This is a genomic window from Pseudomonas sp. NPDC087803 (genome assembly GCF_044742995.1).
In the GTDB taxonomy this organism is placed as follows: domain Bacteria; phylum Pseudomonadota; class Gammaproteobacteria; order Pseudomonadales; family Pseudomonadaceae; genus Aquipseudomonas.
Genome location: NZ_JBIUVO010000063.1, coordinates 1 through 23,018 on the forward strand (window position 1 = coordinate 1; position 23,018 = coordinate 23,018).

Annotated in this window: 16 protein-coding genes; 11 read left to right on the forward strand and 5 right to left on the reverse strand. The window is 60.8% G+C overall.

Annotated elements, in window-relative coordinates; genetic code table 11:
* The first annotated feature begins 58 nt into the window (after positions 1 to 58).
* Positions 59 to 1,237 carry a choline ABC transporter ATP-binding protein gene (choV, locus tag ACIOUG_RS22460; RefSeq protein ID WP_401068754.1) on the forward strand — a complete coding sequence of 393 codons (1,179 nt, stop codon included), beginning with the start codon at positions 59 to 61 and terminating at the stop codon, positions 1,235 to 1,237.
* Between the two features lie 198 nt (positions 1,238 to 1,435).
* Here the strand turns inward: choV and betT are convergent, their stop codons facing one another.
* On the reverse strand, positions 1,436 to 3,433 hold the full coding sequence (gene betT / locus ACIOUG_RS22465) for a choline BCCT transporter BetT (protein ID WP_401068756.1): 1,998 nt from the start codon (positions 3,431 to 3,433) through the stop codon (positions 1,436 to 1,438).
* A 428-nt stretch (positions 3,434 to 3,861) separates the two neighbouring features.
* Between betT and betI the strand changes: the two genes are divergently transcribed.
* From betI to yccS, 9 genes are all read left to right on the forward strand, one after another.
* Complete coding sequence (gene betI / locus ACIOUG_RS22470; protein ID WP_401068758.1) at positions 3,862 to 4,482, forward strand: transcriptional regulator BetI; 621 nt, start codon at positions 3,862 to 3,864, stop codon at positions 4,480 to 4,482.
* Positions 4,483 to 4,544: 62 nt separating this feature from the next.
* Positions 4,545 to 6,017, forward strand: a complete 1,473-nt coding sequence (gene betB / locus ACIOUG_RS22475) for a betaine-aldehyde dehydrogenase (RefSeq protein ID WP_401068759.1) — start codon at positions 4,545 to 4,547, stop codon at positions 6,015 to 6,017.
* Positions 6,018 to 6,227: 210 nt separating this feature from the next.
* A complete protein-coding gene (gene betA, locus ACIOUG_RS22480; RefSeq protein ID WP_401068761.1) occupies positions 6,228 to 7,931 on the forward strand; it encodes a choline dehydrogenase in 1,704 nt (567 codons plus the stop codon).
* Positions 7,932 to 8,214: 283 nt separating this feature from the next.
* The gene (locus ACIOUG_RS22485; RefSeq protein WP_401068763.1) at positions 8,215 to 9,657 is read left to right on the forward strand and encodes a TldD/PmbA family protein; all 1,443 of its coding nucleotides are present in this window, start codon (positions 8,215 to 8,217) and stop codon (positions 9,655 to 9,657) included.
* Positions 9,657 to 10,994, forward strand: coding sequence for a TldD/PmbA family protein (locus ACIOUG_RS22490; protein ID WP_401068764.1), 1,338 nt, complete (start codon positions 9,657 to 9,659; stop codon positions 10,992 to 10,994). Before ACIOUG_RS22485 ends, ACIOUG_RS22490 begins: the two co-directional genes overlap by 1 nt.
* Positions 10,995 to 11,152: 158 nt before the next feature.
* Complete coding sequence (mdtD, locus tag ACIOUG_RS22495) at positions 11,153 to 12,592, forward strand: multidrug transporter subunit MdtD (RefSeq protein WP_401068765.1); 1,440 nt, start codon at positions 11,153 to 11,155, stop codon at positions 12,590 to 12,592.
* A gap of 314 nt (positions 12,593 to 12,906) precedes the next feature.
* Entirely contained in the window at positions 12,907 to 14,244 is a 1,338-nt protein-coding gene (dbpA, locus tag ACIOUG_RS22500; protein WP_401068785.1) for an ATP-dependent RNA helicase DbpA, read from the forward strand.
* Positions 14,245 to 14,396: 152 nt separating this feature from the next.
* On the forward strand, positions 14,397 to 15,575 hold the full coding sequence (locus ACIOUG_RS22505) for an NAD(P)/FAD-dependent oxidoreductase (RefSeq protein WP_401068767.1): 1,179 nt from the start codon (positions 14,397 to 14,399) through the stop codon (positions 15,573 to 15,575).
* Between the two features lie 221 nt (positions 15,576 to 15,796).
* Positions 15,797 to 17,980 carry a YccS family putative transporter gene (yccS, locus tag ACIOUG_RS22510; protein WP_401068769.1) on the forward strand — a complete coding sequence of 728 codons (2,184 nt, stop codon included), beginning with the start codon at positions 15,797 to 15,799 and terminating at the stop codon, positions 17,978 to 17,980.
* A 127-nt stretch (positions 17,981 to 18,107) separates the two neighbouring features.
* On the opposite strand, the gene ACIOUG_RS22515 is transcribed toward yccS, so the two are convergent.
* Positions 18,108 to 18,845: a substrate-binding periplasmic protein gene (locus ACIOUG_RS22515; RefSeq protein WP_401068770.1), complete on the reverse strand. Its 738-nt coding sequence runs from the start codon at positions 18,843 to 18,845 to the stop codon at positions 18,108 to 18,110.
* Between the two features lie 255 nt (positions 18,846 to 19,100).
* On the opposite strand from ACIOUG_RS22515, the gene ACIOUG_RS22520 reads away from it, so the two are divergent.
* The gene (locus tag ACIOUG_RS22520) at positions 19,101 to 19,553 is read left to right on the forward strand and encodes a GNAT family N-acetyltransferase (RefSeq protein ID WP_401068772.1); all 453 of its coding nucleotides are present in this window, start codon (positions 19,101 to 19,103) and stop codon (positions 19,551 to 19,553) included.
* Between the two features lie 116 nt (positions 19,554 to 19,669).
* Here ACIOUG_RS22520 and ACIOUG_RS22525 read toward each other — a convergent pair whose 3' ends face one another.
* The 3 genes from ACIOUG_RS22525 to ACIOUG_RS22535 form a co-directional block, all read right to left on the reverse strand.
* Positions 19,670 to 19,966: a helix-turn-helix domain-containing protein gene (locus ACIOUG_RS22525; RefSeq protein ID WP_003229005.1), complete on the reverse strand. Its 297-nt coding sequence runs from the start codon at positions 19,964 to 19,966 to the stop codon at positions 19,670 to 19,672.
* 108 nt (positions 19,967 to 20,074) lie between these two features.
* On the reverse strand, positions 20,075 to 20,566 hold the full coding sequence (locus ACIOUG_RS22530; RefSeq protein WP_095137492.1) for a M48 family metallopeptidase: 492 nt from the start codon (positions 20,564 to 20,566) through the stop codon (positions 20,075 to 20,077).
* A 42-nt stretch (positions 20,567 to 20,608) separates the two neighbouring features.
* On the reverse strand, positions 20,609 to 22,732 hold the full coding sequence (locus tag ACIOUG_RS22535; RefSeq protein ID WP_401068773.1) for a putative bifunctional diguanylate cyclase/phosphodiesterase: 2,124 nt from the start codon (positions 22,730 to 22,732) through the stop codon (positions 20,609 to 20,611).
* Positions 22,733 to 23,018: the final 286 nt, after the last annotated feature.

The window sequence follows — 23,018 nt, forward strand, 5'->3', positions numbered from 1 at the left end:
TGGCGATCATGCTCGACCGTATCTGCAAACAACCCGACGCTAAAGTAGGGGGTGACGCATGAGCATAATTCGCTTCGATAACGTCGACGTGATCTTCACCAAGGATCCGCGCGAAGCACTGAAACTTCTCGATCAAGGTTTGACCCGCAGCGAGATCCTGAAAAAGACCGGGCAGATTGTCGGCGTGGAAAAGGCCAGCCTGGACATCAATAAGGGCGAGATCTGCGTGCTGATGGGCCTGTCCGGCTCCGGCAAGTCGAGCCTGCTGCGCTGCATCAACGGCCTCAACACCGTGAGTCGCGGCAAGCTGTTCGTCGAGCACGAAGGCAAGCAGATCGACATCGCCTCGTGCACCCCGGCCGAACTGAAAATGATGCGCACCAAACGCATCGCCATGGTGTTTCAGAAGTTCGCCCTGATGCCGTGGCTGACGGTGCGCGAGAACATCAGTTTCGGTCTGGAAATGCAGGGTCGCCCGGAGAAGGAACGGCGCAAGCTGGTCGATGAAAAACTCGAACTGGTGGGCCTGACCCAATGGCGCAACAAGAAGCCCGATGAACTCTCCGGCGGCATGCAGCAGCGTGTCGGGCTAGCCCGGGCGCTGGCGATGGACGCCGATATTCTGCTGATGGACGAACCGTTCTCGGCACTCGACCCGCTGATCCGTCAGGGCCTGCAGGACGAACTGCTGGAACTGCAACGCAAGCTGAGCAAGACCATCGTGTTTGTCAGTCACGACCTCGACGAGGCGCTCAAACTGGGTAGCCGCATCGCGATCATGAAGGACGGCCGGATCATCCAGTACAGCGTGCCGGAAGAGATCGTGCTCAATCCGGCGGACGACTATGTGCGCACCTTCGTGGCCCACACCAACCCGCTCAACGTCCTGTGTGGCCGCAGCCTGATGCGCACGCTGGACAACTGCAAACGCATCAACGGTTCGGTGTGCCTCGACCCGGGCGGCGACTCGTGGCTGGACCTGGCCGAAGGCAACACCATCAAGGGTGCACGGCAGAACGGTTCGGTGCTGAACCTGCAGAACTGGGCACCGGGGCAAGCGGTGGAAGCGCTGGAGCGCAAACCGACACTGGTGGATTCGAATATCGGCATGCGCGATGCTTTGCAGATTCGTTATCAGACCGGCAACAAACTGGTGCTGCACGACAATAACCATGTGGTGGGGATTCTCGGCGACAGCGAGTTGTATCACGCGTTGCTGGGCAAGAACCTGGGGTAAGAACCCGGGACACAAAAACGCCGCGAGAGGATCGCGGCGTTTTTGTTTATCGGAATACAGGGCGTTCAGCGTTGGAGCTGATGGCCCCTTCGCGAGCAAGCCCGCTCCCACATTGGAATGCATTTCAAATGTGGGAGCGGGCTTGCTCGCGAAGAATGCGGCACGGTGCTTCAGACAGAAACACCGCGCACTTGCTGTTTAGCTATACACCCGGCCAAGGAGCTGCCGATGGCTTTCAAACTGATCGAGCACATCGCGTGTGATCTGATCCTGCGTGAAGCCCATCAGGTCGTAGTCCTGGCTGCCGTTGTGCAGATACACCTCGGCGCGGTAGTAACGCTGGCGCGCTTCATCGGACTGGGCCGATTCGGTCGGGGTCGCCAGATAGCCGTCCAGGCTCACTTCGTAGACGAAAGGGTTGCCCTCTTCCATCTCGACGCGCACGCCCATGCAGCGCTTGGATTTGCCCAGCAGCGTCTGCACTTCCAGACCCTGTGCACGCATTTGTGCGGCAGCGTCTTCCAGCGCCGGGCTGACCTGCTTGTCCATGAAACGCTGCACCACCGATTGGCTCGGTTGCAGGTCCAGTTGCGTCAGACGCTCGCTGAAACCACGACGACCGCGCTCGGCCAGTTGCGCCTGCTCCTGTTCGATCTGCACGTCCTGGCGCATCGCCTTGTGCAGGCCGAACATGAAGCACACCAGCACCACCGAGAACGGCAGACCGGCCAGCACCACCATGGTTTGCATGGCTTCGAAGTTACCGGCGAACAGCAGACCGATGGTCACCAGCGTGATCACCACCGACCAGAAGATCCGCAGCCAGTGCGGCGCATCTTCGTCGACGTTGCCGCCCTTGCAGGACAGATTCGCCATCATTACCGCGCCGGAGTCGGCCGGGGTCAGGAACAGCACGAAACCAACGAAGATCGACACACCGATGACGACTTTCGACGCCGGGTAGTGTTCCAGCAACTGGTAGATCGCCATCGACGGCTGTTCCAGCGCCGTCTTGCCGAGTTCCACCGCCCCCTGATTCATCACCAGATCCAGTGCCGAGTTACCGAAGATCGACAGCCAGGCCAAGGTGAAACCCAGCGGAATCAGCAGCACGCCAGCGACCAGTTCACGTACGGTACGACCACGGGAAATACGCGCGATGAACATGCCGACGAATGGTGCCCAGGAAATCCACCAGGCCCAGTAGAACAGGGTCCACAGGCCCAGCCAGCGGTCAGACTTGGCGCTGTCGCTTTCATAGACGTACAGGTCGAAGGTCTTCAGCACCACGCCGTTGAGGTAGTCGCCGATGTTCTGCACGAAGCCGTTGAGCAGGTGCAGGGTCGGGCCGAACAACAGGACGAAAATCAGCAGACCGCTGAACAGCACGATGTTCAGGTTGGACAGACGGCGAATGCCGTTTTCCACACCGGACACGGCAGCGATGGTCGCCACGGTGCTCATCACGATGATCACGATCAGCAGGTTGGTGTTGCTGTGCTCCATGCCGAACAGGTTTTCCAGGCCGGAGGACACTTGCAGCGAGCCGATCCCCAGGTTGGTCACCAGACCCAGCAGGGTCACGAACATGCCGAAGCCGTCCACTGCGTGACCGGCCGCGCCTTTGACCCAACGCTCGCCGACCAGTGGATACAGCGCCGAACGCAGGGCCAATGGCTGGTTATGACGGTAAGCGAAGTACGCCACCGCCAGACCGACCAGTGCATAGATCGCCCAGCCGTGCAGGCCCCAGTGCAGGAAGGTCAGCTGTACAGCTTGACGCGCAGCCATGTTGGTGGCCGCTGCGCCTTCCGGTGGATTGAAGTAGTGGTCCAGCGGCTCGGACGCACCGAAGTACAGCAGCGAAATCCCGATACCCGACGAGAACAGCATCCCCGCCCAGGCGCCGTAACTGAAATCCGGGGTGTCGTCTTTGCTGCCCAGTTTGAGTTTGCCGTAGGAGGAAAACGCCAGGCCCACCACAAACACCAGGTAGGCGGCGATCACCACCATGTAGTACCAGCCGAAGCTGCGCGACAACCAGGCCTGAGCGATACCCAACAATCTGCCGGCCTCTTGCGGGGCGATGATCAGAATGGCGGTCAACAACAGAATCAACGCGGTAGAGGTGTAAAACACCCAACCGTTGACCGTCACCTTCTCGGGCGGGGTCTTTATAAGCGAGGCAGAACTCATGGCACAAATGCTCCAGGCAGTGCGAGAGAAGAACACAAGGCAACACGGAACCCGACCAATCGGTTAGTTGGCAGCCGACCGGCGGGTGATATAAAGACACCCCGAAAAAAGCCCGAACCTGCCGAAATGGCGTTGCGAATCGCTTTCGTGGCCAAAGCAGTGCGGACGTTCATCCGAAACCTGGCCCCGAGCGTCTTGCCCATTCAACACGTCCATCGAATAGCGAACCGCGCCATGCCCCACACAGGTTTCAAGCATTTTCGGATGTCGTTCTATCGTCATTTACAAGCAGAAAAAATCTGTAGGCAGCGACGATTTGTCGCAGATCTTATTCTTTGTTGATTGATCGTTCAATCAAAACAAAATAGACTGGCCCTCAATCCGATAAGCGTTTATCGCCCGTCGGAAGGCCTAAGGAGATGTGCAAGATGCCCAAGGTCGGTATGCAACCCATCCGCCGCCAACAACTGATCGAAGCCACGTTGCAAGCGGTCGATCAGGTCGGTTTGGGGGACTCCAGCATTGCGCTGATCGCCCGTTTGGCCGGTGTCTCGAAAGGCATCATCAGTCAATATTTTCGGGACAAGAACGGCCAGATTGCCGCCACGATGCGGTATCTGATGAATGTCCTCAGCGAGAACGTCACCGCGCGCCGTCAGGCGCTGGCAGACAGCAGCCCACGGGCGCATCTGCAGGTGATCATCGAAGGCAACTTCGACGCCAGCCAGGTCAATGGCCCGGCAATGAAAACCTGGCTGGCCTTCTGGGCCACCAGCATGCACCAGCCGTCTTTGCACAGGTTGCAGCGGATCAACGATCACCGTCTGTATTCCAACCTGTGCTGCGAGTTCCGCCGGGTGTTGCCGCTCGAAGATGCGCGCAGCGCAGCGCGTGGACTGGCAGCGTTGATTGACGGCTTGTGGTTGCGCGGCGCGCTGTCGGGAGACGCTTTCGACACCGCGCAGGCGCAACAGATCGCTTACGAATACATGGATTTCCAATTGGCCAAGCAGGTGAGCCAGAGCACACAGAAAACGCTCGGTACCTGAACCGCCACCGCAGTTTCAGCGCGGTGGTCGACGCCAACCACTAATGCACTTGCGAGGACACTATGGCCCGTTTCGAACTGCAAAAACTCTACATCGATGGCGCGTACTCCGACGCTGGCAGCGATGCCACCTTCGAAGCCATCAACCCGGCGAACGGTGAAGTCCTCGCCCAAGTGCAACGTGCGACCAAGGAAGACGTCGAGCGCGCCGTGGTCAGCGCTGAAAAGGGCCAGAAAATCTGGGCCGCGATGACCGCCATGGAGCGTTCGCGCATCCTGCGTCGCGCCGTCGACATCCTGCGCGAGCGCAACGATGAACTGGCGGCTCTGGAAACCCTGGACACCGGCAAGGCTTACTCCGAAACCAAATACGTCGACATCGTCACTGGCGCCGACGTGCTGGAATACTACGCAGGCCTGGTACCCGCCATCGAAGGCGAGCAGATCCCGCTGCGCGACACTTCCTTCGTCTACACCCGTCGCGAGCCGCTGGGCGTGGTCGCCGGTATCGGCGCGTGGAACTACCCGATCCAGATCGCCCTGTGGAAATCCGCACCAGCCTTGGCCGCTGGTAACGCGATGATCTTCAAGCCAAGCGAAGTCACCTCGCTGACCACCCTGAAACTGGCCGAGATCTACACCGAAGCCGGCTTGCCAAACGGCGTGTTCAACGTACTGACCGGCAGCGGCCGTGAAGTCGGCACCTGGCTGACCGAGCACCCGCGCATCGAGAAAGTTTCCTTCACCGGCGGCACCGACACCGGCAAGAAAGTCATGGCCAGCGCTTCGGCTTCGTCGCTCAAAGACGTGACCATGGAACTGGGCGGCAAGTCGCCGCTGATCATCTGCGACGACGCCGACCTCGATCGCGCCGCCGACACCGCGATGATGGCCAACTTCTACAGCTCCGGTCAGGTTTGCACCAACGGTACTCGCGTGTTCGTGCCGAGCCACCTGAAAGCCGCTTTCGAAGCCAAGATCGTCGAGCGCGTAGCGCGCATCCGCATCGGCAACCCGGAAGACGAAAACACCAACTTCGGCCCGCTGGTCAGCTTCGCCCACATGGAAAGCGTGCTGGGTTACATCGCCAAGGGTAAAGAAGAAGGTGCCCGCGTCCTGTGCGGCGGCGAGCGTCTGAACGACGGCAAATTCGCCAAAGGCGCCTTCGTCGCGCCGACTGTGTTCACCGATTGCACCGACGAGATGACCATCGTTCGTGAAGAAATCTTTGGCCCGGTGATGGCGATCCTCTCCTACGAGACCGAAGAAGAAGTGATCCGCCGCGCCAACGACACCGACTTCGGCCTGGCCGCCGGTATCGTCACCAAAGACCTGAACCGCGCGCACCGCGTGATTCATCAACTGGAAGCCGGTATCTGCTGGATCAACGCCTGGGGCGAGTCCGACGCAAAAATGCCGGTGGGCGGTTACAAGCAGTCGGGCGTGGGTCGTGAAAACGGCATCAGCTCGCTGACCAACTACACACGCATCAAATCGGTACAGGTCGAGCTGGGCGATTACGTCTCGGTGTTCTGATTGTGGCGAGGGGATTTATCCCCGATGGGCTGCGAAGCAGCCCCCTTCAAGACACTGCTGTTCTCCAGATAGATCTCAATCGCTGATTTCAGGACTGCTGCGCAGCCTATCGGGGATAAATCCCCTCACCACAGAGGATTCTCTCCTCACCACAGGTTTTGCAGCGTCCCGGCGATCTTGGCCTGACCACATCTAAAGAGGGTGCATTCAATGTCCCAAGAATTCGATTACATCATCATCGGTGCCGGCTCGGCCGGTAACACCCTGGCGACCCGTCTGACTGAAGACGAAGGCGTCACCGTACTGCTGCTCGAAGCAGGCGGCCCGGACTACCGTTTCGACTTCCGCACGCAAATGCCGGCCGCACTGGCATTCCCGCTGCAGGGTCGTCGCTACAACTGGGCCTACGAAACCGATCCAGAGCCACACATGGACGGTCGTCGGATGGAATGCGGTCGCGGCAAAGGCCTCGGCGGTTCCTCGCTGATCAACGGCATGTGCTACATCCGTGGCAACGCGATGGACTACGACGGCTGGGCGAAACTGCCAGGCCTGGAAAACTGGTCGTACCTCGACTGCCTGCCGTACTTCCGCAAAGCGGAAACCCGCGACATCGGCCCGAACGACTACCACGGTGGCGAAGGCCCGGTCAGCGTGACCACGCCGAAGGCTGGCAACAACCCGCTGTTCCACGCCATGGTCGAAGCCGGCGTGCAGGCCGGTTACCCGCGCACCGAAGACTTGAACGGCTACCAGCAGGAAGGCTTCGGCCCGATGGACCGCACCGTGACGCCGAACGGCCGTCGTGCTTCCACCGCCCGTGGCTACCTCGACGTCGCCAAGAAGCGTTCAACCCTGACCATCGTCACCCACGCCCTGACCGACAAGATTCTGTTCGAAGGCAAGCGTGCGGTCGGCGTGCGTTACCTGGTCGGTTCGGCGGAAGAGCGCGTTGAAGCCAAAGCGCGCAAAGAAGTCCTGCTGTGCTCCGGCGCCATCGCTTCGCCGCAGATTCTGCAACGCTCCGGTGTCGGCCCGGCAAAACTGCTGGAAAGCCTCGACATCCCGGTGGTCCACGACCTGCCGGGCGTCGGTGAAAACCTGCAGGACCACCTTGAGCTGTACCTGCAATACGCTTGCACCCAACCGGTCTCGCTGTACCCGTCGCTGCTCTGGTACAACCAGCCGGCCATCGGTGCCGAGTGGTTGTTCAATGGCACCGGCATCGGCGCCAGCAACCAGTTCGAAGCCGGCGGTTTCATCCGCACTCGCGAAGAGTTCGAATGGCCGAATATCCAGTACCACTTCCTGCCGGTGGCGATTAACTACAACGGCAGCAACGGTGTGAAAGAGCACGGTTTCCAGGCGCACATGGGTTCCATGCGTTCGCCGAGCCGTGGCCGCATCCAGGTCAAATCCAAGGATCCGCGTCAGCACCCGAGCATCCTGTTCAACTACATGGCCACCGAGCAGGACTGGCAGGAATTCCGTGACGGCATCCGCCTGACCCGCGAAATCATGCAACAGCCTGCGCTGGACGCTTTCCGTGGCCGCGAAATCAGCCCGGGCATCGAAGTGCAAACCGATGAGCAACTGGACAAGTTCATCCGCGAGCACGCCGAAACCGCGTTCCACCCGTCCTGCTCGTGCAAGATGGGCACCGACGAGATGGCGGTGGTGGATGGCGAAGGTCGCGTGCACGGCATGCAGAGCTTGCGTGTGGTCGATGCTTCGATCATGCCGATCATCACCACCGGTAACTTGAACGCGCCGACGATCATGATGGCCGAGAAAATCGCCGACAAGATCCGTGGCCGCAAACCTCTGCCGCGCAGCACCGCTGCCTACTACGTCGCTGGCAATGCGCCAGTGAAAGGCAAGCCGATGCGTGATATCACCCCTGTTGCTCAGTAAGACTTGATACCGCGTCACGGCTAATCGCTGGCAAGCCAGCTCCCACAGGGTTTTGCGTCGCTCACAGATATTGTGGTCACCGAGAAACCTGTGGGAGTCTGGCTTGCCAGCGATGAGGCCCTGCAAATCAGCATCCAACTCCCTGCTGCACAGTAAATCCTCCTACACCCCCTCTTCACTTGATCCTACCCCCACGCAGGCCTACTCTAGACCTCGCGCAACCGTTTCACCCCTCCCCGCCGAATCGCTTCACCCCGCAACTCCATAACAAGGAGGTTCCCGAATGTTCGATTTCCACCCCCAGCTCAAGCAGCGCTTCGCTGCCTTGCGCACGGGCGCCGAGTTTTTCTCCCTGCGGTATGTACGCGAATCCGGCCAATATCTGTCGGTGCGCAAGAACGTCGCCGAGCCGCCAAGCCTGAGCCGCGACGAAGGGGCGATGCTCACGGTGCGGGTCAACGGCGTTGAAGCCTACGCGGCGACCAACGACCTGTCGCAGCAAGGCCTGCAAGCCGCCCTCGAACGCGCCGAGCAACAGGCCCGACGACTGAAGCCGCAGGCCCTGCTCGACCTGCGCGATCAGCCGGTGTCGAGTGATCGCGCTGATTACTTTTCACCCAATCTCGAACAACCCTTCCCGTCCCTGAGCGAATGCTTCGAGCTGCTTGGCGCGGAATCCGCCTCGGTGCCCAAGGATGAGCGCCTGGTGAACTGGGAAGCGAGCATCGGCATCACCCATGTCGAACAGATTTACCTGAGCAGCGCCGGTGCCGAATTGCGCCAGGCCCAGCGTTTCGTCTACCCGGGCCTCGACGTCACGGCCTACGACGGCAACGACAGCCAGACCCGCTCCCTTGGCCGCGAGAACTTCGGCCAGCAGGGTGGCGCGGACGTGATCAGCCGTTGCGGCCTGGTCGGCGCCGGCCCGAAAGTGGCCGATCAGGCCCTGCAACTGCTGCTTGCGCCGAACACCCCGCAAGGCCCGCGCGACCTGTTGCTGATGCCGGACCAGATGATGCTGCAGATCCACGAGTCCATCGGTCACCCGCTGGAACTCGACCGCATCCTCGGTGACGAGCGCAACTACGCCGGTACCAGCTTCGTCAAAACCAGCGACTTCGGCAGCCTGCAATATGGCTCGAAGCTGCTCAACGTGACCTTTGATCCGGACATTCCCGAAGAGCTCGCCAGCTACGGCCACGATGACGACGGCAGCAAGGCCAGCAAACAATTTCTGATTCGCGAAGGCTTGCTGCTGCGGCCACTGGGCGGCGCGTTGTCGCAGTTCCGTGCCGGTCTCGACGGGGTTGCCAACAGCCGCGCCTGCGGCTGGAACCGGCCGCCGATCGACCGCATGGCCAACCTCAATATCGAGCCGGGCGATCAGTCGCTGACGCAACTGATCAGCGGCATCGAGCATGGCATTCTGATGAGCACCAACCGTTCATGGTCGATTGACGATGCGCGCAACAAATTCCAGTTCGGTTGCGAGTGGGGTCAGTTGATCGAAAATGGCGAACTCAAAGGTGTGGTGAAAAACCCGAACTACCGGGGTATTTCCGCGCACTTCTGGAAGAGCCTGCGCGCGGTCGGCGATGCCGGCACCCGGATGGTGCTAGGCACGCCAAACTGCGGCAAGGGCGAGCCGAACCAGGTGATCCGCGTCGGCCACGCTTCGCCGGCCTGCGTATTCAGCAATGTTGATGTGTTTGGGGGAGACGCCTGATGAGCATTTCGAAGAGTCAGTCCGACGCCTTCAAGGTCATGGTCAATTGGCTGCGCGACAGCGTGCGCGAGCCGGAACAATTCACCCTCAGCTATGCCGCCGAATCCTCGGCGTTCGTCCGTTTCAACCACGCCAAGGTGCGTCAGGCCGGTCAGGTACAGCAGGCCGACGTCGGGCTGAAGCTGATCAATGACGGCCGCCACGCCGACCTGCACATCACTCTGTCCGGTGATCAGGAAGCCGATCTGCAACGCCTCGCCGAAGGCCTGCAACAACTGCGCGAAACCCTGCCGCTGCTGCCGCAGGATCCGTACCTGCTGCTCAATCACAACGGCTGGCAGAGCAACAATGTGCAGGAACATCCGCTGCCGGACACCGAGCAGGTGGTCGAGCAAATCTGCAGCGCTGCTGAAGGTCTGGACCTGGTCGGTTTCTATGCTGCCGGCCCGATCAGCCGTGGTTTCGCCAGCTCTTCGGGGGCGTTCGGCTGGCATCAGGCCAACAGCTTCAACTTCGATTTCAGCCTGTTTCATGAAAACGACGAAGCGGTAAAAGCCAGCTACGCCGGACACGAATGGAGCAGCGAAGGCTTCGCCCGACGCTTCCAGCAGGCGCGCGAGCAACTGGCGTTTCTCGGTCGACCGTTACGCACCCTCGCACCGGGGCAATACCGCGCGTACCTGGCGCCGGCTGCGCTGGAAGAAATCATGGGCATGCTCAGCTGGGGCGGTTTTTCCGCGCAGTCGATTGCCAGCAAAAGCAGCCCGCTGCAGAAGCTGTATGTCGGCGATCAGACGTTCAGTCCACTGGTCTCGCTGGATGAGCAAGTCAGCGGTTCGTTGAGCCCGGCGTTCTCCGGCGAGGGTTATCCGCGCAGCGATCTGCGGCTGATCGTCGAAGGCAAGGCCGGTGATCAACTGGTCGGTTCGCGCAGTGCCGCCGAATACGGCCTGACCGCCAACGGCGCCAGCGGCGGGGAAATGCCGAGTGCACTGAACATGGCGGCCGGAACTCTGTCACAGGCAGAGATCCTCAAGCAGTTGGGCACCGGGCTGTACATCAGCAACCTGTGGTACCTGAACTACTCGGATCAACCGGCGGCGCGCCTGACCGGCATGACTCGCTTCGCAACTTTCTGGGTCGAGAACGGTGAGATTCAGGCGCCGGTCAGCACCATGCGTTTCGACGACAGCGCCTACAGCCTGCTGGGTTCGCAGCTGGAAGCGTTGACCGCCGAGCGTGAGTTGCTGCTGTCGGCAAGCACGTATAGCCAGCGCAATACCTCATCGGCACTGCTGCCGGGGGCGCTGGTGAGCCGATTGACCTTGACCCTGTAAGACCAGGATCTCCAGAACAATGGAGATCTAATGTGGGAGCGGGCTTGCTCGCGAATGCGGTGTGTCATTCAACACTTATGGTGGCTGACACACCGCATTCGCGAGCAAGCCCGCTCCCACCAAAAGACTGTGCATTAACCCCAACCACAAGAGGTTCCATGCCCACACGCCCGCCTCTCGACGCCATTACCGCCCGCTGGTTGCCGTGGGTCGTCGCCATTGCGTTCTTCATGCAGTCCCTCGACGGGACCATCCTCAATACCGCCCTGCCGGCCATGGCCAAGGATCTGGCCGAAGACCCGTTGCGCATGCAAGGCGTGGTCATTGCCTACATGCTCACCGTGGCGTTGCTGATTCCGGCCTCGGGCTGGATCGCCGACCGTTTCGGCACCAAGAAGATCTTCTTCGGCGCGATTCTGCTGTTCAGCTTCGGCTCGCTGCTCTGCGCCTTATCCAGCACCTTGACCATGCTGGTCGGCGCGCGGGTGATTCAGGGCCTGGGCGGCGCATTGATGTTGCCGGTCGGACGGCTGGTGGTGCTGCGCGCCTATCCGCGCTCGGAGCTGGTGCGGATCATGGGTTTCATCACCATTCCCGGCCTGCTCGGCCCGTTGATCGGCCCGACCATGGGCGGCTGGATGGTGCAATACCTGACGTGGCACTGGATCTTCCTGATCAACCTGCCGGTCGGCCTCATCGGGTGCTACGCGGTGTGGAAATTCATTCCCGACCTGCGCGGCAGCGAGCGCACGCGCTTCGATAGCCTCGGTTTCCTGCTGTTCGGCGCGGCGATGATTCTGATCACCATCGCCATGGAAGGCCTCGGCGAACTGCACTTGCCGCACCTGCGGGTGATGTTGCTGCTGTTCGGCGGTCTGGCGTGTCTGGCGGCGTACTGGCTGCGCGCCGGGCGCGTCGACAATCCGCTGTTTTCGCCATCGCTGTTCAAGACCCGGACTTTCGCAGTCGGAATTATCGGTAACCTGTTCGCCCGTCTGGGCAGCGGCGCCCTGCCGTTCCTCGTGCCATTGCTGCTGCAAGTGGCGCTGGGCTATTCGCCGTCGCAAGCGGGGATGAGCATGTTGCCGCTGGCCGCTGCGGCGATGTTCGCCAAGTGGATGGCGCGCCCGCTGATCGAACGCCTTGGCTACCGCATCGTCCTTACCGGCAACACCCTCGCGCTGGGGATCATGCTGGCGAGCATGGGCCTGGTCAGCGAGCAGACGCCGTACTGGCTGCTGCTGGGGCTGCTGGCGATTCTGGGGGCGATCAACTCGCTGCAATTCACCGCGATGAACACCGTGACCCTGATCGACCTCGACGACGCCAGCGCCAGTAGCGGCAACAGCTTGCTGTCGGTGGTGGCGCAGTTGTCGCTGAGTCTGGGCGTGGCTTGCGCCGGTGCGTTGCTCGGCGGGTTTACCGCGGAGATCGGCAACGACGGCGTCGAGACCGTGTTGGGCGCGTTCCAGCTGACGTTTGTCACAGTCGGGGTCATGGCAATGCTGGCAGCAACGATCTTCTCGCAACTGTCGAAAGAAGACGGTCGACGGGTCAAACGCCCGGATGAACATCCGGATGAGCACATTGAACACTGAACAGTGTCATGTCTGGTGGAGGCTTTTGTAGTGAGGGGATTTATCCCCGATGGGTTGCGCAGCAGCCCCAGAATCTAAGCCCTCATTACTTCAGGTTGATCGCATTCAACCTATCCAGGGGTGCTGCGCACCCCATCGGGGATAAATCCCCTCACCACAGATAAATCACCTTGCCTCGGGTTTCAGGCACTGTTCGTCCAGAACTTTCGAGGAAAGTGGCACGGGGCTGCTACACTGCGCGACATTTTGTTTTGCAGGCCAGTCCCGTGACCACCATCGCCACCGCTTTTAATACTCTGCCGCTGTCCGCCGCCATGCTGGCTAACCTCGAATCCCTCGGTTATGCCCAGATGACGCCGATCCAGGCGCAGAGCTTGCCGGTGATCCTCAAGGGGATGGACCTGATCGCCCAGGCCAAGACCGGCAGCGGCAAGACCGCCGCGTTCGGCATCGGCCTGCTCAATCCGATCAATCCGCGCTACTTCGGTTGCCAGGCGCTGGTGATCTGCCCGACCCGTGAGCTGGCCGACCAGGTCGCTAAGGAAATCCGGCGTCTGGCCCGTGCCGAGGACAACATCAAGGTCCTGACCCTGTGCGGCGGCGTGTCGTTCGGCCCGCAGATCGCTTCGCTGGAGCACGGCGCGCACATCATCGTCGGCACCCCGGGGCGTATCCAGCAGCACCTGCGCAAGGGTTCGCTGGTGCTCGACGGCCTGAACACGCTGATCCTCGACGAAGCCGACCGCATGCTCGACATGGGCTTCTATGACGCCATCGAAGACATCATCGAAAAGACCCCGGCGCGCCGTCAGACCCTGCTGTTCTCCGCCACGTACCCGGTGGGCATCAAGCAACTGGCATCGAAATTCATGCGTGATCCGCAAACGGTGAAAGCTGAAGCGTTCCATGACGACACGCAGATCGAGCAGCGCTTCTACGAAATTTCTCCGGAAGAGCGCATGAGCGCAGTGACCAAAGTCCTGCACCACTTCCGCCCGGACTCCTGCGTGGCGTTCTGCTTCACCAAGCAGCAGGTGCAGGAAACCGTCGATCACCTGACCTCCAAAGGCATTTCCGCCGTCGGCCTGCACGGCGATCTGGAACAGCGTGACCGCGATCAAGTGCTGGCGATGTTCGCCAACCGCAGTACGTCGGTGCTGGTCGCCACCGACGTCGCCGCCCGTGGTCTGGACATTGATGCGCTGGACATGGTGATCAACGTCGAACTGGCCCGCGATTCGGAAATCCATATTCACCGCGTTGGCCGTACCGGTCGTGCCGGCGAGAAAGGCATTGCGGTCAGCCTCGTTGCGCCGTCCGAAGCGCATCGCGCGCAAGCCATCGAACAGTTGCAAAAAGCTCCGCTGAACTGGGATCAGGTCGACAACCTCAAGTCCCAGGGCGGCGCCCCGCTGCAGCCACCGATGAGCACCCTGTGCATCGCCGGCGGGCGCAAGGACAAGGTCCGTCCGGGCGATATTCTCGGCGCACTGACCGGCGACGCCGGCATTCCCGGTGCCCAGGTCGGCAAGATCGCGATCTTCGACTTCCAGTCGTATGTGGCGGTTGAACGCACCGTGGTCATGCAGGCGCTGCAGCGCCTGAACAACGGCAAGATCAAGGGCCGTTCGCTGCGCGTGCGGGTTTTGTAAACGATCTTCGCCCCAAAGAAGATCTCCTGTGGGAGCGGGCTTGCTCGCGAATGCAATCTGTCAGTCGACATCGTGTTGAATGACACACCGCTTTCGCGAGCAAGCCCGCTCCCACAGTTTGTTTTGTAGCGACCCACCAAGAGGACACCGTTTTGCGCTCTACCGAAGTCGTGATCATTGGCGCTGGCGCCGCAGGGTTGATGTGTGCACTGACTGCCGCCGGGCGCGGGCGGAAAGTGCTGCTGCTTGACCACGCGAACAAGGCCGGCAAGAAAATCCTGATGTCCGGTGGCGGCCGCTGCAATTTCACCAACATGTACACCGAGCCGAGCAATTTTCTCTCGCATAACCCGCATTTCTGCAAATCGGCACTGGCGCGCTACACCCAGTGGGATTTCATCGGCATGGTCGCCAAGCACGGCGTGCCGTACCACGAGAAGAAACTCGGCCAGTTGTTCTGCGATAACAAATCCAGCGACATCCTCGGCATGCTGCTCGACGAGTGCGACCAGGTCGGCGTCGAGCTCCACCTCGACACCTCGATCCAGACCATCGAAAAGGTCGAAAGCGGTTACCTGCTCGACACCACCCTCGGCCAGGTTCAGTGCCAATCGCTGGTGATCGCCACCGGCGGTCTGTCGATTCCAACGCTGGGCGCCACCGGTTTCGGTTATCAGGTCGCCAAGCAGTTCGGCCATGAACTGCTGCCGACCCGCGCCGGTCTGGTGCCGTTCACCATCACCGATCAGCTCAAAGAATTGTGCACCGAGCTGTCCGGCACCTCGGTGGATTGTCTGGTCAGCTGCAACGAGCAGAGCTTTCGCGAGAACATTCTGTTCACCCACCGTGGCCTCAGCGGTCCGGCGATTCTGCAGATCTCGTCGTTCTGGGAGCCAGGCGATACCGTGGAGATCAACCTGCTGCCGGATCACGACACCGCCGCATGGCTGCAACAGCAAGTGGCCGAACGCCCGAACAGCGAACTGAAAACCCTGCTCGGCGAGATCTTCACCAAGAAGATGGCCAATCTGCTGGCGGACAACTGGTTCGTTTCCAAACCGATGAAGCAGTACACCCACGCTGAACTGGCGCAGATCGCCGACAAGCTCGGCAGCTGGAAAGTCGTCCCGGCCGGCACCGAAGGCTATCGCACCGCCGAAGTCACGTTGGGTGGCGTCGATACTCGCGAAGTGTCGTCCAAGACCATGGAATCGCTGAAAAGCCCTGGCCTGTATTTTGTCGGCGAAGTGCTCGACGTCACCGGACATCTGGGTGGCTTCAACTTCCAGTGGGCCTGGGCCTCCGGCTACGCCGCCGCGCAATACGTCTGACCGAAGACACACGCCTCCTGTAGGAGCTGCCGAAGGCTGCGATCTTTTGATCTTGATCTTAAAAAACAGAATCAAAAGATCGCAGCCTTCGGCAGCTCCTACAGTTGTTATGTGTGATGCAGTAAGGAACACTTTTTGCTGTCAGATGTGATCGGCGCCATTGCGTCGGCGTCATTACTGGCTCAATTTAGCGGCATCGCCTCGGAAGGCCTTCGCACTTCATGTCCTCGACCTCGTTTCGTCAGTCTTTGCGGCGCCTGTGGGCGCTGGATAAATTCAGCTACAGCGTGCGGGTGTTCATCGCCCTGACCGGCAGCATGGCATTGTGTTGGTATCAGGATGAAATGGGCCTGTTGATCCCGTTGTTCCTCGGGATTATCGCCAGCGCCCTGGCCGAGACCGACGACAGCTGGCAGGGCCGCCTTAATGCACTGGCCGTGACACTGGTGTGTTTCAGTATCGCCGCGCTGTCGGTGGAACTGCTGTTCCCCTACCCCATCGTGTTCGCCATCGCCCTGGCCTTGGCCAGCTTCGGCCTGACCATGCTCGGCGCGCTCGGCGAGCGTTATGGCGCGATTGCTTCGGCGACCTTGATTCTGTCGGTCTACACCATGATCGGCGTCGATCAGCGCGGCGGCGCGGTCACCGATTTCTGGCACGAACCGATGCTGCTGGTGGCCGGTGCCGCGTGGTACGGCTTGCTCTCGGTGCTGTGGCAGGCGCTGTTTTCCAATCAGCCGGTGCAGCAGAGTCTGGCGCGACTGTTCCGTGAACTCGGCTTCTATCTAAAGCTGAAAGCCTCGCTGTTCGAGCCGATCCGCCAACTGGACGTCGAGGGACGGCGGCTGGAACTGGCGCAGCAGAACGGTCGGGTGGTGGCAGCGCTGAACAGCGCCAAGGAAATCATTCTGCACCGGGTCGGCAACGGCCGTCCGGGCTCGAAAGTCAGCCGTTATCTGAAGCTCTACTTCCTCGCCCAGGACATTCACGAACGCGCCAGCTCCTCGCACTATCCGTACAACGCGCTGGCCGATGCGTTCTTCCACAGCGACGTGCTGTTCCGCTGCCAGCGTTTGTTGCGCCAGCAGGGCAAGGCCTGCCGCGCGTTGGCCGAATCGATCCAGATGCGCCAGCCGTTCGTCTACGACGCCAGTTTTGCCGAAGCGCTGACTGACCTCGACGCCTCCCTCGAACACCTGCGCATCCAGAGCAACCCGGCGTGGCGCGGCCTCCTGCGTTCGCTGCGCGCACTGGCAGCCAACCTCGGCACCCTCGACCGTTTGCTCAGTGACGCGAGCAACCCCGATGCCTTGGCGGACGCCACCGACAGCAGCCTGCTCGACCGCTCGCCGCGCAACCTCAAGGACGTGTGGATTCGCTTGCGCACGCAGCTGACACCGACCTCGTTGCTGTTCCGTCACGCCCTGCGCCTGCCGCTGGCGCTGAGTATCGGCTACGGCATGGTGCACCTGATTCACCCGTCGCAGGGTTACTGGATCATCCTCACTACGCTGTTCGTCTGCCAGCCAAACTACGGCGCGACCCGACGCAAACTCGGACAGCGGATTCTCGGTACCGCCATCGGCCTGACCGTGGCCTGGGCACTGTTCGATCTGTTCCCCAACCCGCTGGTGCAGTCGTGCTTCGCCATCGCCGCGGGGGTGGTGTTCTTTACCAACCGCACCACCCGCTACACGGTGGCAACCGCCGCGATCACGATCATGGTGCTGTTCTGCTTCAACCAGATCGGCGATGGCTATGGGCTGTTCCTGCCGCGCCTGTTCGATACCCTGCTCGGCAGCCTGATCGCCGGCCTGACGGTGTTCCTGTTCCTGCCGGACTGGCAGGGCCGACGCCTGAACAAGGTGCTGGCCAACACCCTGACCTGCAACAGCATCTACTTGCGCCAGATCATGCAGCAATACGCCGCCGGCAAGAGCGACGACCTCGCCTATCGCCTGGCCCGACGCAATGCGCACAACGCCGACGCGGCGCTGTCGACCACCTTGGCCAACATGCTGATGGAGCCGGGGCATTTCCGGAAGGAGGCAGATGTCGGGTTCCGTTTCCTGGTGCTGTCGCACACCTTATTGAGTTACCTGTCAGGGCTTGGCGCACACAGGGAAACCCAATTACCAGCCGATGTGCGTGAGCATTTGATTGATGGTGCCGGGGTAAAGCTGGCGACGAGCATCGACGAAATCGCCCAGGGCCTGGCGAATAAACAGCCGGTGGCGATTCAGAGTGACGAAGAGGAAGCGCTGGCCAACGAGCTGGAGCAGATGCCGGACGAGATTGATGAAGGGCAGCGGCTGGTGCAGACGCAACTGGCGTTGATCTGCCGGCAGCTGGGGCCGTTGCGGACCTTGGCGGCGCACCTGATCAAGGACACCAGCGAAGCCTGAGTTTTGCGGTGTTTGTCAGGGCCTCTTCGCGAGCAAGCCCGCTCCCACAGGAGAACGCATTCCAAATGTGGGAGCGGGCTTGCTCGCGAAAGGGCCATCAGCCACACAGCCATTTCCGGATCAGCCCCTACATCCCATGCTGACGCAGCAACTTGTCATAACTCCCATCCGCCTTCATCGCCGCAATCGCCTTATCAAACCCGGCCACAATCTGTTCATGCTCGGGGTTCTTCAGACTCACCAGAATATGCAGGCTGTTCTCGCTCAACGGCTTGGGCAGAAACTCCACCGCGTTGCGTACCTTGGCTGATTCCCGAGCCAGGTAATACTTCGCGACGTACTCATCCTCCAGCGTCAGCTTGACCCGATCCGCCGCCAGCATGCGCACGGCCATGGCGAAGTTATGCACCGGGACTTTCTCGAGCGCGGTATCGGCATCGAACGCCTGCGAGTAGGCATAGCCGCGCACCACCGCCACCGGATAGGTATGCAGTTGTTCCAGGCTGCTGTATTCGAGCGGCGTGTCCTTGCGCTTGAGAAATCGGATGCGATTGAGCAGGTATTCGCCCGAAAACTGGCCGAGCTTGGTCCGTTCGTCGTTGTACCAGGCGTTGACCAGCACGTCGTAGCGCCCTTCGCCAACCCCCAGCAGCGCCCGCGCCCATGGCACCTGCTCGTAGTCGCTGGCATAACCGGCCCGCGCCAGCGCGGTGCTGACGATGTCGGTGGCCAGGCCACCGTTGACCAGCGTGTCGTCGGTAAAGGGCGGCCAGATATCAAACACCAGTCGCAACTTGTCTGCGGCGGCGGTTTGGGCCAGCAAGAGCAATCCGATCAAAGCAAAGGCTCGATGCAGTCGCGGCATGCTTGAAAATCCTTAGCGGGCGGGCAGCCCGGCGTTTTCCAGTCAAAACCCCAAGGCCCCTTACCGGCGAAACCCAGGCTCTAACATTAGCTCATTGAAGCCAGTGCACAGCGCTTTCCAGCAGATTACACAAAGCAGCCGCCGCCGCGAGAAAGGAATGATGGCATTTTGACCTTTGTCACAAACTGTTCCGCCATACAGACATCCAGGGCTTGTGCGCTTAGTATCGGGCGACGCAATTCAAGGAGGCAGAAGATGACAATCGAGTGGATCTGCAAGCATCACAGCGATCTGGGCAAAGAGCAGCTGTACGCGCTATTGAAGCTGCGCTCGGAGGTGTTCGTGGTCGAACAGAAATGCGCCTACCCGGACCTCGACGGCCAGGATCTGGACGGCGACACCCATCACCTCATGGGTTGGGAAGATGATCAGTTGATGGCCTATCTGCGCCTGCTCGATCCCGAATCCCAGGGCGGTGACGTGGTCATCGGCCGGGTGATCATTGCGCCGCAGGGCCGTGGCAAAGGGCTGGGGCATGTGATGATGGAACACGCGCTGAAACAGGCCGAAAAGCATTGGCCGCAGGTGCCGATCTATCTGTCGGCGCAGGCGCATTTGCAGGGGTATTACGGCAGGTACGGGTTTGAGGCGGTGGGTGAGGAATACCTGGAGGATGACATTCCGCACATAGGCATGCGTCGTCCTTGAGGGCCCCTTCGCGAGCAAGCCCGCTCCCACATTTTGATCGCATTCCATCTGAAGGAACTCGGTCGACTGTGGGAGCGGGCTTGCTCGCGAAGACGTCAGCTCAGGCACTGCGAAACTCAGGGATACTCCAGCACAGCCTTGATCTGCCGCAGATTACGCTCGATCCATCCGCGATCAATCGCCCCCCACTCGCGAATCCGATAGCGCCCGGCATGGTTGCGCGCGCCCTCTTCCTGCTCGAATTCACAGACGATATCCAGATCCGCCAGCGCGGCGATCGTATCCTGCGCCGTGCGCCGCGGCATGCCGGTCACTTCGGTCAGCGCCGGCACGCTTGGGGCCAGGCCGCTGTCGATCAGGTAGGCCACGTACAGGCGCCGGTAAAAGCTGCTTTTGGTCTTGCTGACGTCCATGCATGGGCTCCGTTGATTAAAAGATCAAAAGATCGCAGCCTTCGGCAGCTCCTACATAAGAACGCATTCCAACGGTAGGAGCTGCCGCAGGCTGCGATCTTTTGATCTTCATTGCATATCGCGCCACGTCAGGTACACGCGCAGATCGAACTCGACCTGGTGATACCCCGGCAGCATGTGCTCGCACAATTTATAGAAGGCCTTGTTGTGGTCCGATTCCTTGAAGTGCGCCAGTTCATGCACGACGATCATCTTCAAAAACTCGGGCGCTGCCTCCTTGAACAGCGAGGCGATGCGAATCTCTTTTTTGGCCTTGAGTTTGCCGCCCTGCACCCTTGAAACCGTGGTGTGCAGGCCCAGCGCGCGGTGCGTCAGGTCGAGGCGGTTGTCGAACAGCACCTTGTCGATGGCCGGTGCGTTGCGCAGGTATTCCTGCTTCAGGTCCAGCGCGTAGCTGTACAGCGCCTTGTCGCTTTGCACATCGTGACGCCCCGGATAGCGTTGGCTCAGGTAGTCACCCAGACGCTGTTCGGCGATCAGTTGGCGTACCTGATCCTGCAATTGCGCGGGATAGGCCTGGAGATATTTCAACGCAGTCATGGACACGGCAACACGCTTCGAAAGAGCGCCAGTGTAGCGAATTCAAACCGGCAGCGCGCTCCAGTCGAAGGGCTCGGCGAAGCTCGCGGCGTCATCGGCCATCAGCGGGCGCGCCACCAGAAAACCCTGCACATATTCGCAGCCATGCGCTTGCAGCCACTGATACTGTTCGATGGTTTCCACGCCTTCGGCGATCACCAGCAAACCGTACTGCTTGCACAGATTGATCACATTGCTGACCAGCGCCGCATCGCGCGTCGAATCCGGCAGCCGCGCAATCAGGTGTCGATCGAGCTTGAGCGTGTCCAGCTCCAGATCACGCAGATGCGCCAGCGAACACGGCCCCGAACCAAAATCATCCAGCGCCACCCGCACCCCGAGATTACGCAGCAGGCGCAGCTGTTTGCGGGTCTCGTCGGGGTTGTGCATCAGCGCGTCTTCGGTGATTTCCACCTCCAGTTGCCGCGGCTGCAACGAATGCCGCTCCAGCACCTGACGCAACTCGGTGACCAGGTTCGGCAGACCGAACTGGGTGTTGCTCAAACTCACGCCAAGCACCAGGTCTTCGGCAAACAGGGTTTCCCAGGCTTTGCGCTGGCCGGCGCCGCGATGATAGATCCAGCTGCCGAGCCGACTGATCAGCCGTGCCTCTTCCAGCAAGGGCAGGAACAACCCCGGCGGTACGTCGCCGACACTCGGGTGCTGCCAGCGCAGCAACGCCTCGAAACCGCGGATCTGCCCGCTGTCGATCGCCACTTGCGGCTGATACACCAGATTGAAGTCACGGTTCTCGATGGCGTTGCGCACGCTTTCCTCGAGCATCAGCCGCGAGCGCGCGCGGCCGTTCATTTCGTGATCATAAAAGCGATACTGCTGACGCCCGGCACGCTTGGCTTCGTACATGGCAATGTCGGAGGCGCGCAGCAAGCCGTCGAGGTTAGAACCGCAGTCCGGGTAGGTGGCGATGCCGATGCTCGCGCCGAGGGCGATGTCCAGCCCTTCGATCTGCTGACAGATCGACACCCGCTCGATGAGCTTCTCGGCAATCTTCGCCGCTTGCTCGGGAAATTCCAGATCGAGCAGCGCGGTGAACTCATCGCCGCCCATGCGCGCGAGAATATCGAACGGTCGCAAACAGGCCTTCAATTGCTCCGAGACCCAGCGCAGCACCCGGTCGCCGGCATCATGCCCCAGGGAATCGTTGACCCGTTTGAATCCATCCAGATCCAGATAAAGCAGCACCCAACTGCTGTCGCTGCGTTCACCGCGCAGCAGCAGGTTTTCCACCGTCTGATAAAAGCCCCGGCGATTGAGCAGACCGGTCAACGGATCGGTGACCGCTTGAAATTCCAACTGCTGATGCAGGTGCCGCACCACCGACATGTCCAGCACCGTGACCACCATCGCCCGCTGCTCGGCGGGCAACGGCGCACAGGACAACGCCACCGGCACCTGCTGCCCCGGCGCCGTGCGCAGCAGCGCGTCGTGCAATCGCAAGGTCTCACCGCGTTTATAACCGGCCAACAACTCGGAATCGACCCACAGCGGGATGTGCGGTTTCTGCAGGTAATCGAGAAATTCCTTGCCCTCCAGTTCCTTCACCGGCGCATTCAACAGCCGCGAAATCGCCGGATTGGCGAAGCGGATCAAGCCGTCTTCGCCGAGCACCAGAATGCCTTCCGCTGCGTTATCCAGCACCGAGGCATTGAAGGCCCGCGCGACCTCCAGATCATGACTCAGGCGCTGCAAGGCGCGGCGGTTGCGCTGGTGTTCGAGCAACGCCTGGACTTTTGGTTTGAGGATCTGCGGATCGAACGGCTTGAACAGATAATCCACCGCGCCACTGGCGTAGCCCTTGATCACGGCGTCCTGCGACTGTTCGTTGGCGGTGAGGAAAATGATCGGCGTAAGGCGTGTGCGCTGACTGCCGCGCATCAGTCGCGCGACTTCGAAACCGTCCATGCCCGGCATCTGCACGTCCAGCAGCACCAGATCGACGTCATGTTCGAGCAGCAGATTAAGCGCCTCGAAACCGGAGGCGGCGGTCATGACGTGCCAATCCTGTCGCTGCAGCAACGCGCGCATGCTGATCAGGTTTTCAGGGTAATCATCAACGATCAAAAGGACAGAGCTGCCTTCACCTGGCTGGGGTTGCGCGCATTCCATGCTGCTTCTCTTGTCGGGACATCTCTTGTCGGACTATCGGCCGGTTTCTCGTGAAAACCGCACAGTTACTGAGCCATCACTCTAGTCGCGGATCTGTGAAAGCAGAAGCTGTCACGCCGCCATCATTTAGCCAAAGCTGCGACTTACCGACTAACGGTCACCCCTGCAGCCCCCGGAAACCGGCGCAGATGGCATTTCGACAGGATGTTGACGCCAATCATCTGCCAAACGGGCGTTAACAAAAAACTCCTCTACGCTTATAACTGCCGCCCGAAAAGGCGCGGGC

What these genes read in the sequence shown, in the direction of transcription:
- choV (WP_401068754.1), top strand. Translation starts at nt 59, where the DNA reads ATGAGCATAATTCGCTTCGATAACGTCGACGTGATCTTCACCAAGGAT.
- betT (WP_401068756.1), bottom strand. Translation starts at nt 3,433, where the DNA reads ATGAGTTCTGCCTCGCTTATAAAGACCCCGCCCGAGAAGGTGACGGTC.
- betI (WP_401068758.1), top strand. Translation starts at nt 3,862, where the DNA reads ATGCCCAAGGTCGGTATGCAACCCATCCGCCGCCAACAACTGATCGAA.
- betB (WP_401068759.1), top strand. Translation starts at nt 4,545, where the DNA reads ATGGCCCGTTTCGAACTGCAAAAACTCTACATCGATGGCGCGTACTCC.
- betA (WP_401068761.1), top strand. Translation starts at nt 6,228, where the DNA reads ATGTCCCAAGAATTCGATTACATCATCATCGGTGCCGGCTCGGCCGGT.
- ACIOUG_RS22485 (WP_401068763.1), top strand. Translation starts at nt 8,215, where the DNA reads ATGTTCGATTTCCACCCCCAGCTCAAGCAGCGCTTCGCTGCCTTGCGC.
- ACIOUG_RS22490 (WP_401068764.1), top strand. Translation starts at nt 9,657, where the DNA reads ATGAGCATTTCGAAGAGTCAGTCCGACGCCTTCAAGGTCATGGTCAAT.
- mdtD (WP_401068765.1), top strand. Translation starts at nt 11,153, where the DNA reads ATGCCCACACGCCCGCCTCTCGACGCCATTACCGCCCGCTGGTTGCCG.
- dbpA (WP_401068785.1), top strand. Translation starts at nt 12,907, where the DNA reads ATGCTGGCTAACCTCGAATCCCTCGGTTATGCCCAGATGACGCCGATC.
- yccS (WP_401068769.1), top strand. Translation starts at nt 15,797, where the DNA reads ATGTCCTCGACCTCGTTTCGTCAGTCTTTGCGGCGCCTGTGGGCGCTG.
- ACIOUG_RS22515 (WP_401068770.1), bottom strand. Translation starts at nt 18,845, where the DNA reads ATGCCGCGACTGCATCGAGCCTTTGCTTTGATCGGATTGCTCTTGCTG.
- ACIOUG_RS22520 (WP_401068772.1), top strand. Translation starts at nt 19,101, where the DNA reads ATGACAATCGAGTGGATCTGCAAGCATCACAGCGATCTGGGCAAAGAG.
- ACIOUG_RS22525 (WP_003229005.1), bottom strand. Translation starts at nt 19,966, where the DNA reads ATGGACGTCAGCAAGACCAAAAGCAGCTTTTACCGGCGCCTGTACGTG.
- ACIOUG_RS22530 (WP_095137492.1), bottom strand. Translation starts at nt 20,566, where the DNA reads ATGACTGCGTTGAAATATCTCCAGGCCTATCCCGCGCAATTGCAGGAT.
- ACIOUG_RS22535 (WP_401068773.1), bottom strand. Translation starts at nt 22,732, where the DNA reads ATGGAATGCGCGCAACCCCAGCCAGGTGAAGGCAGCTCTGTCCTTTTG.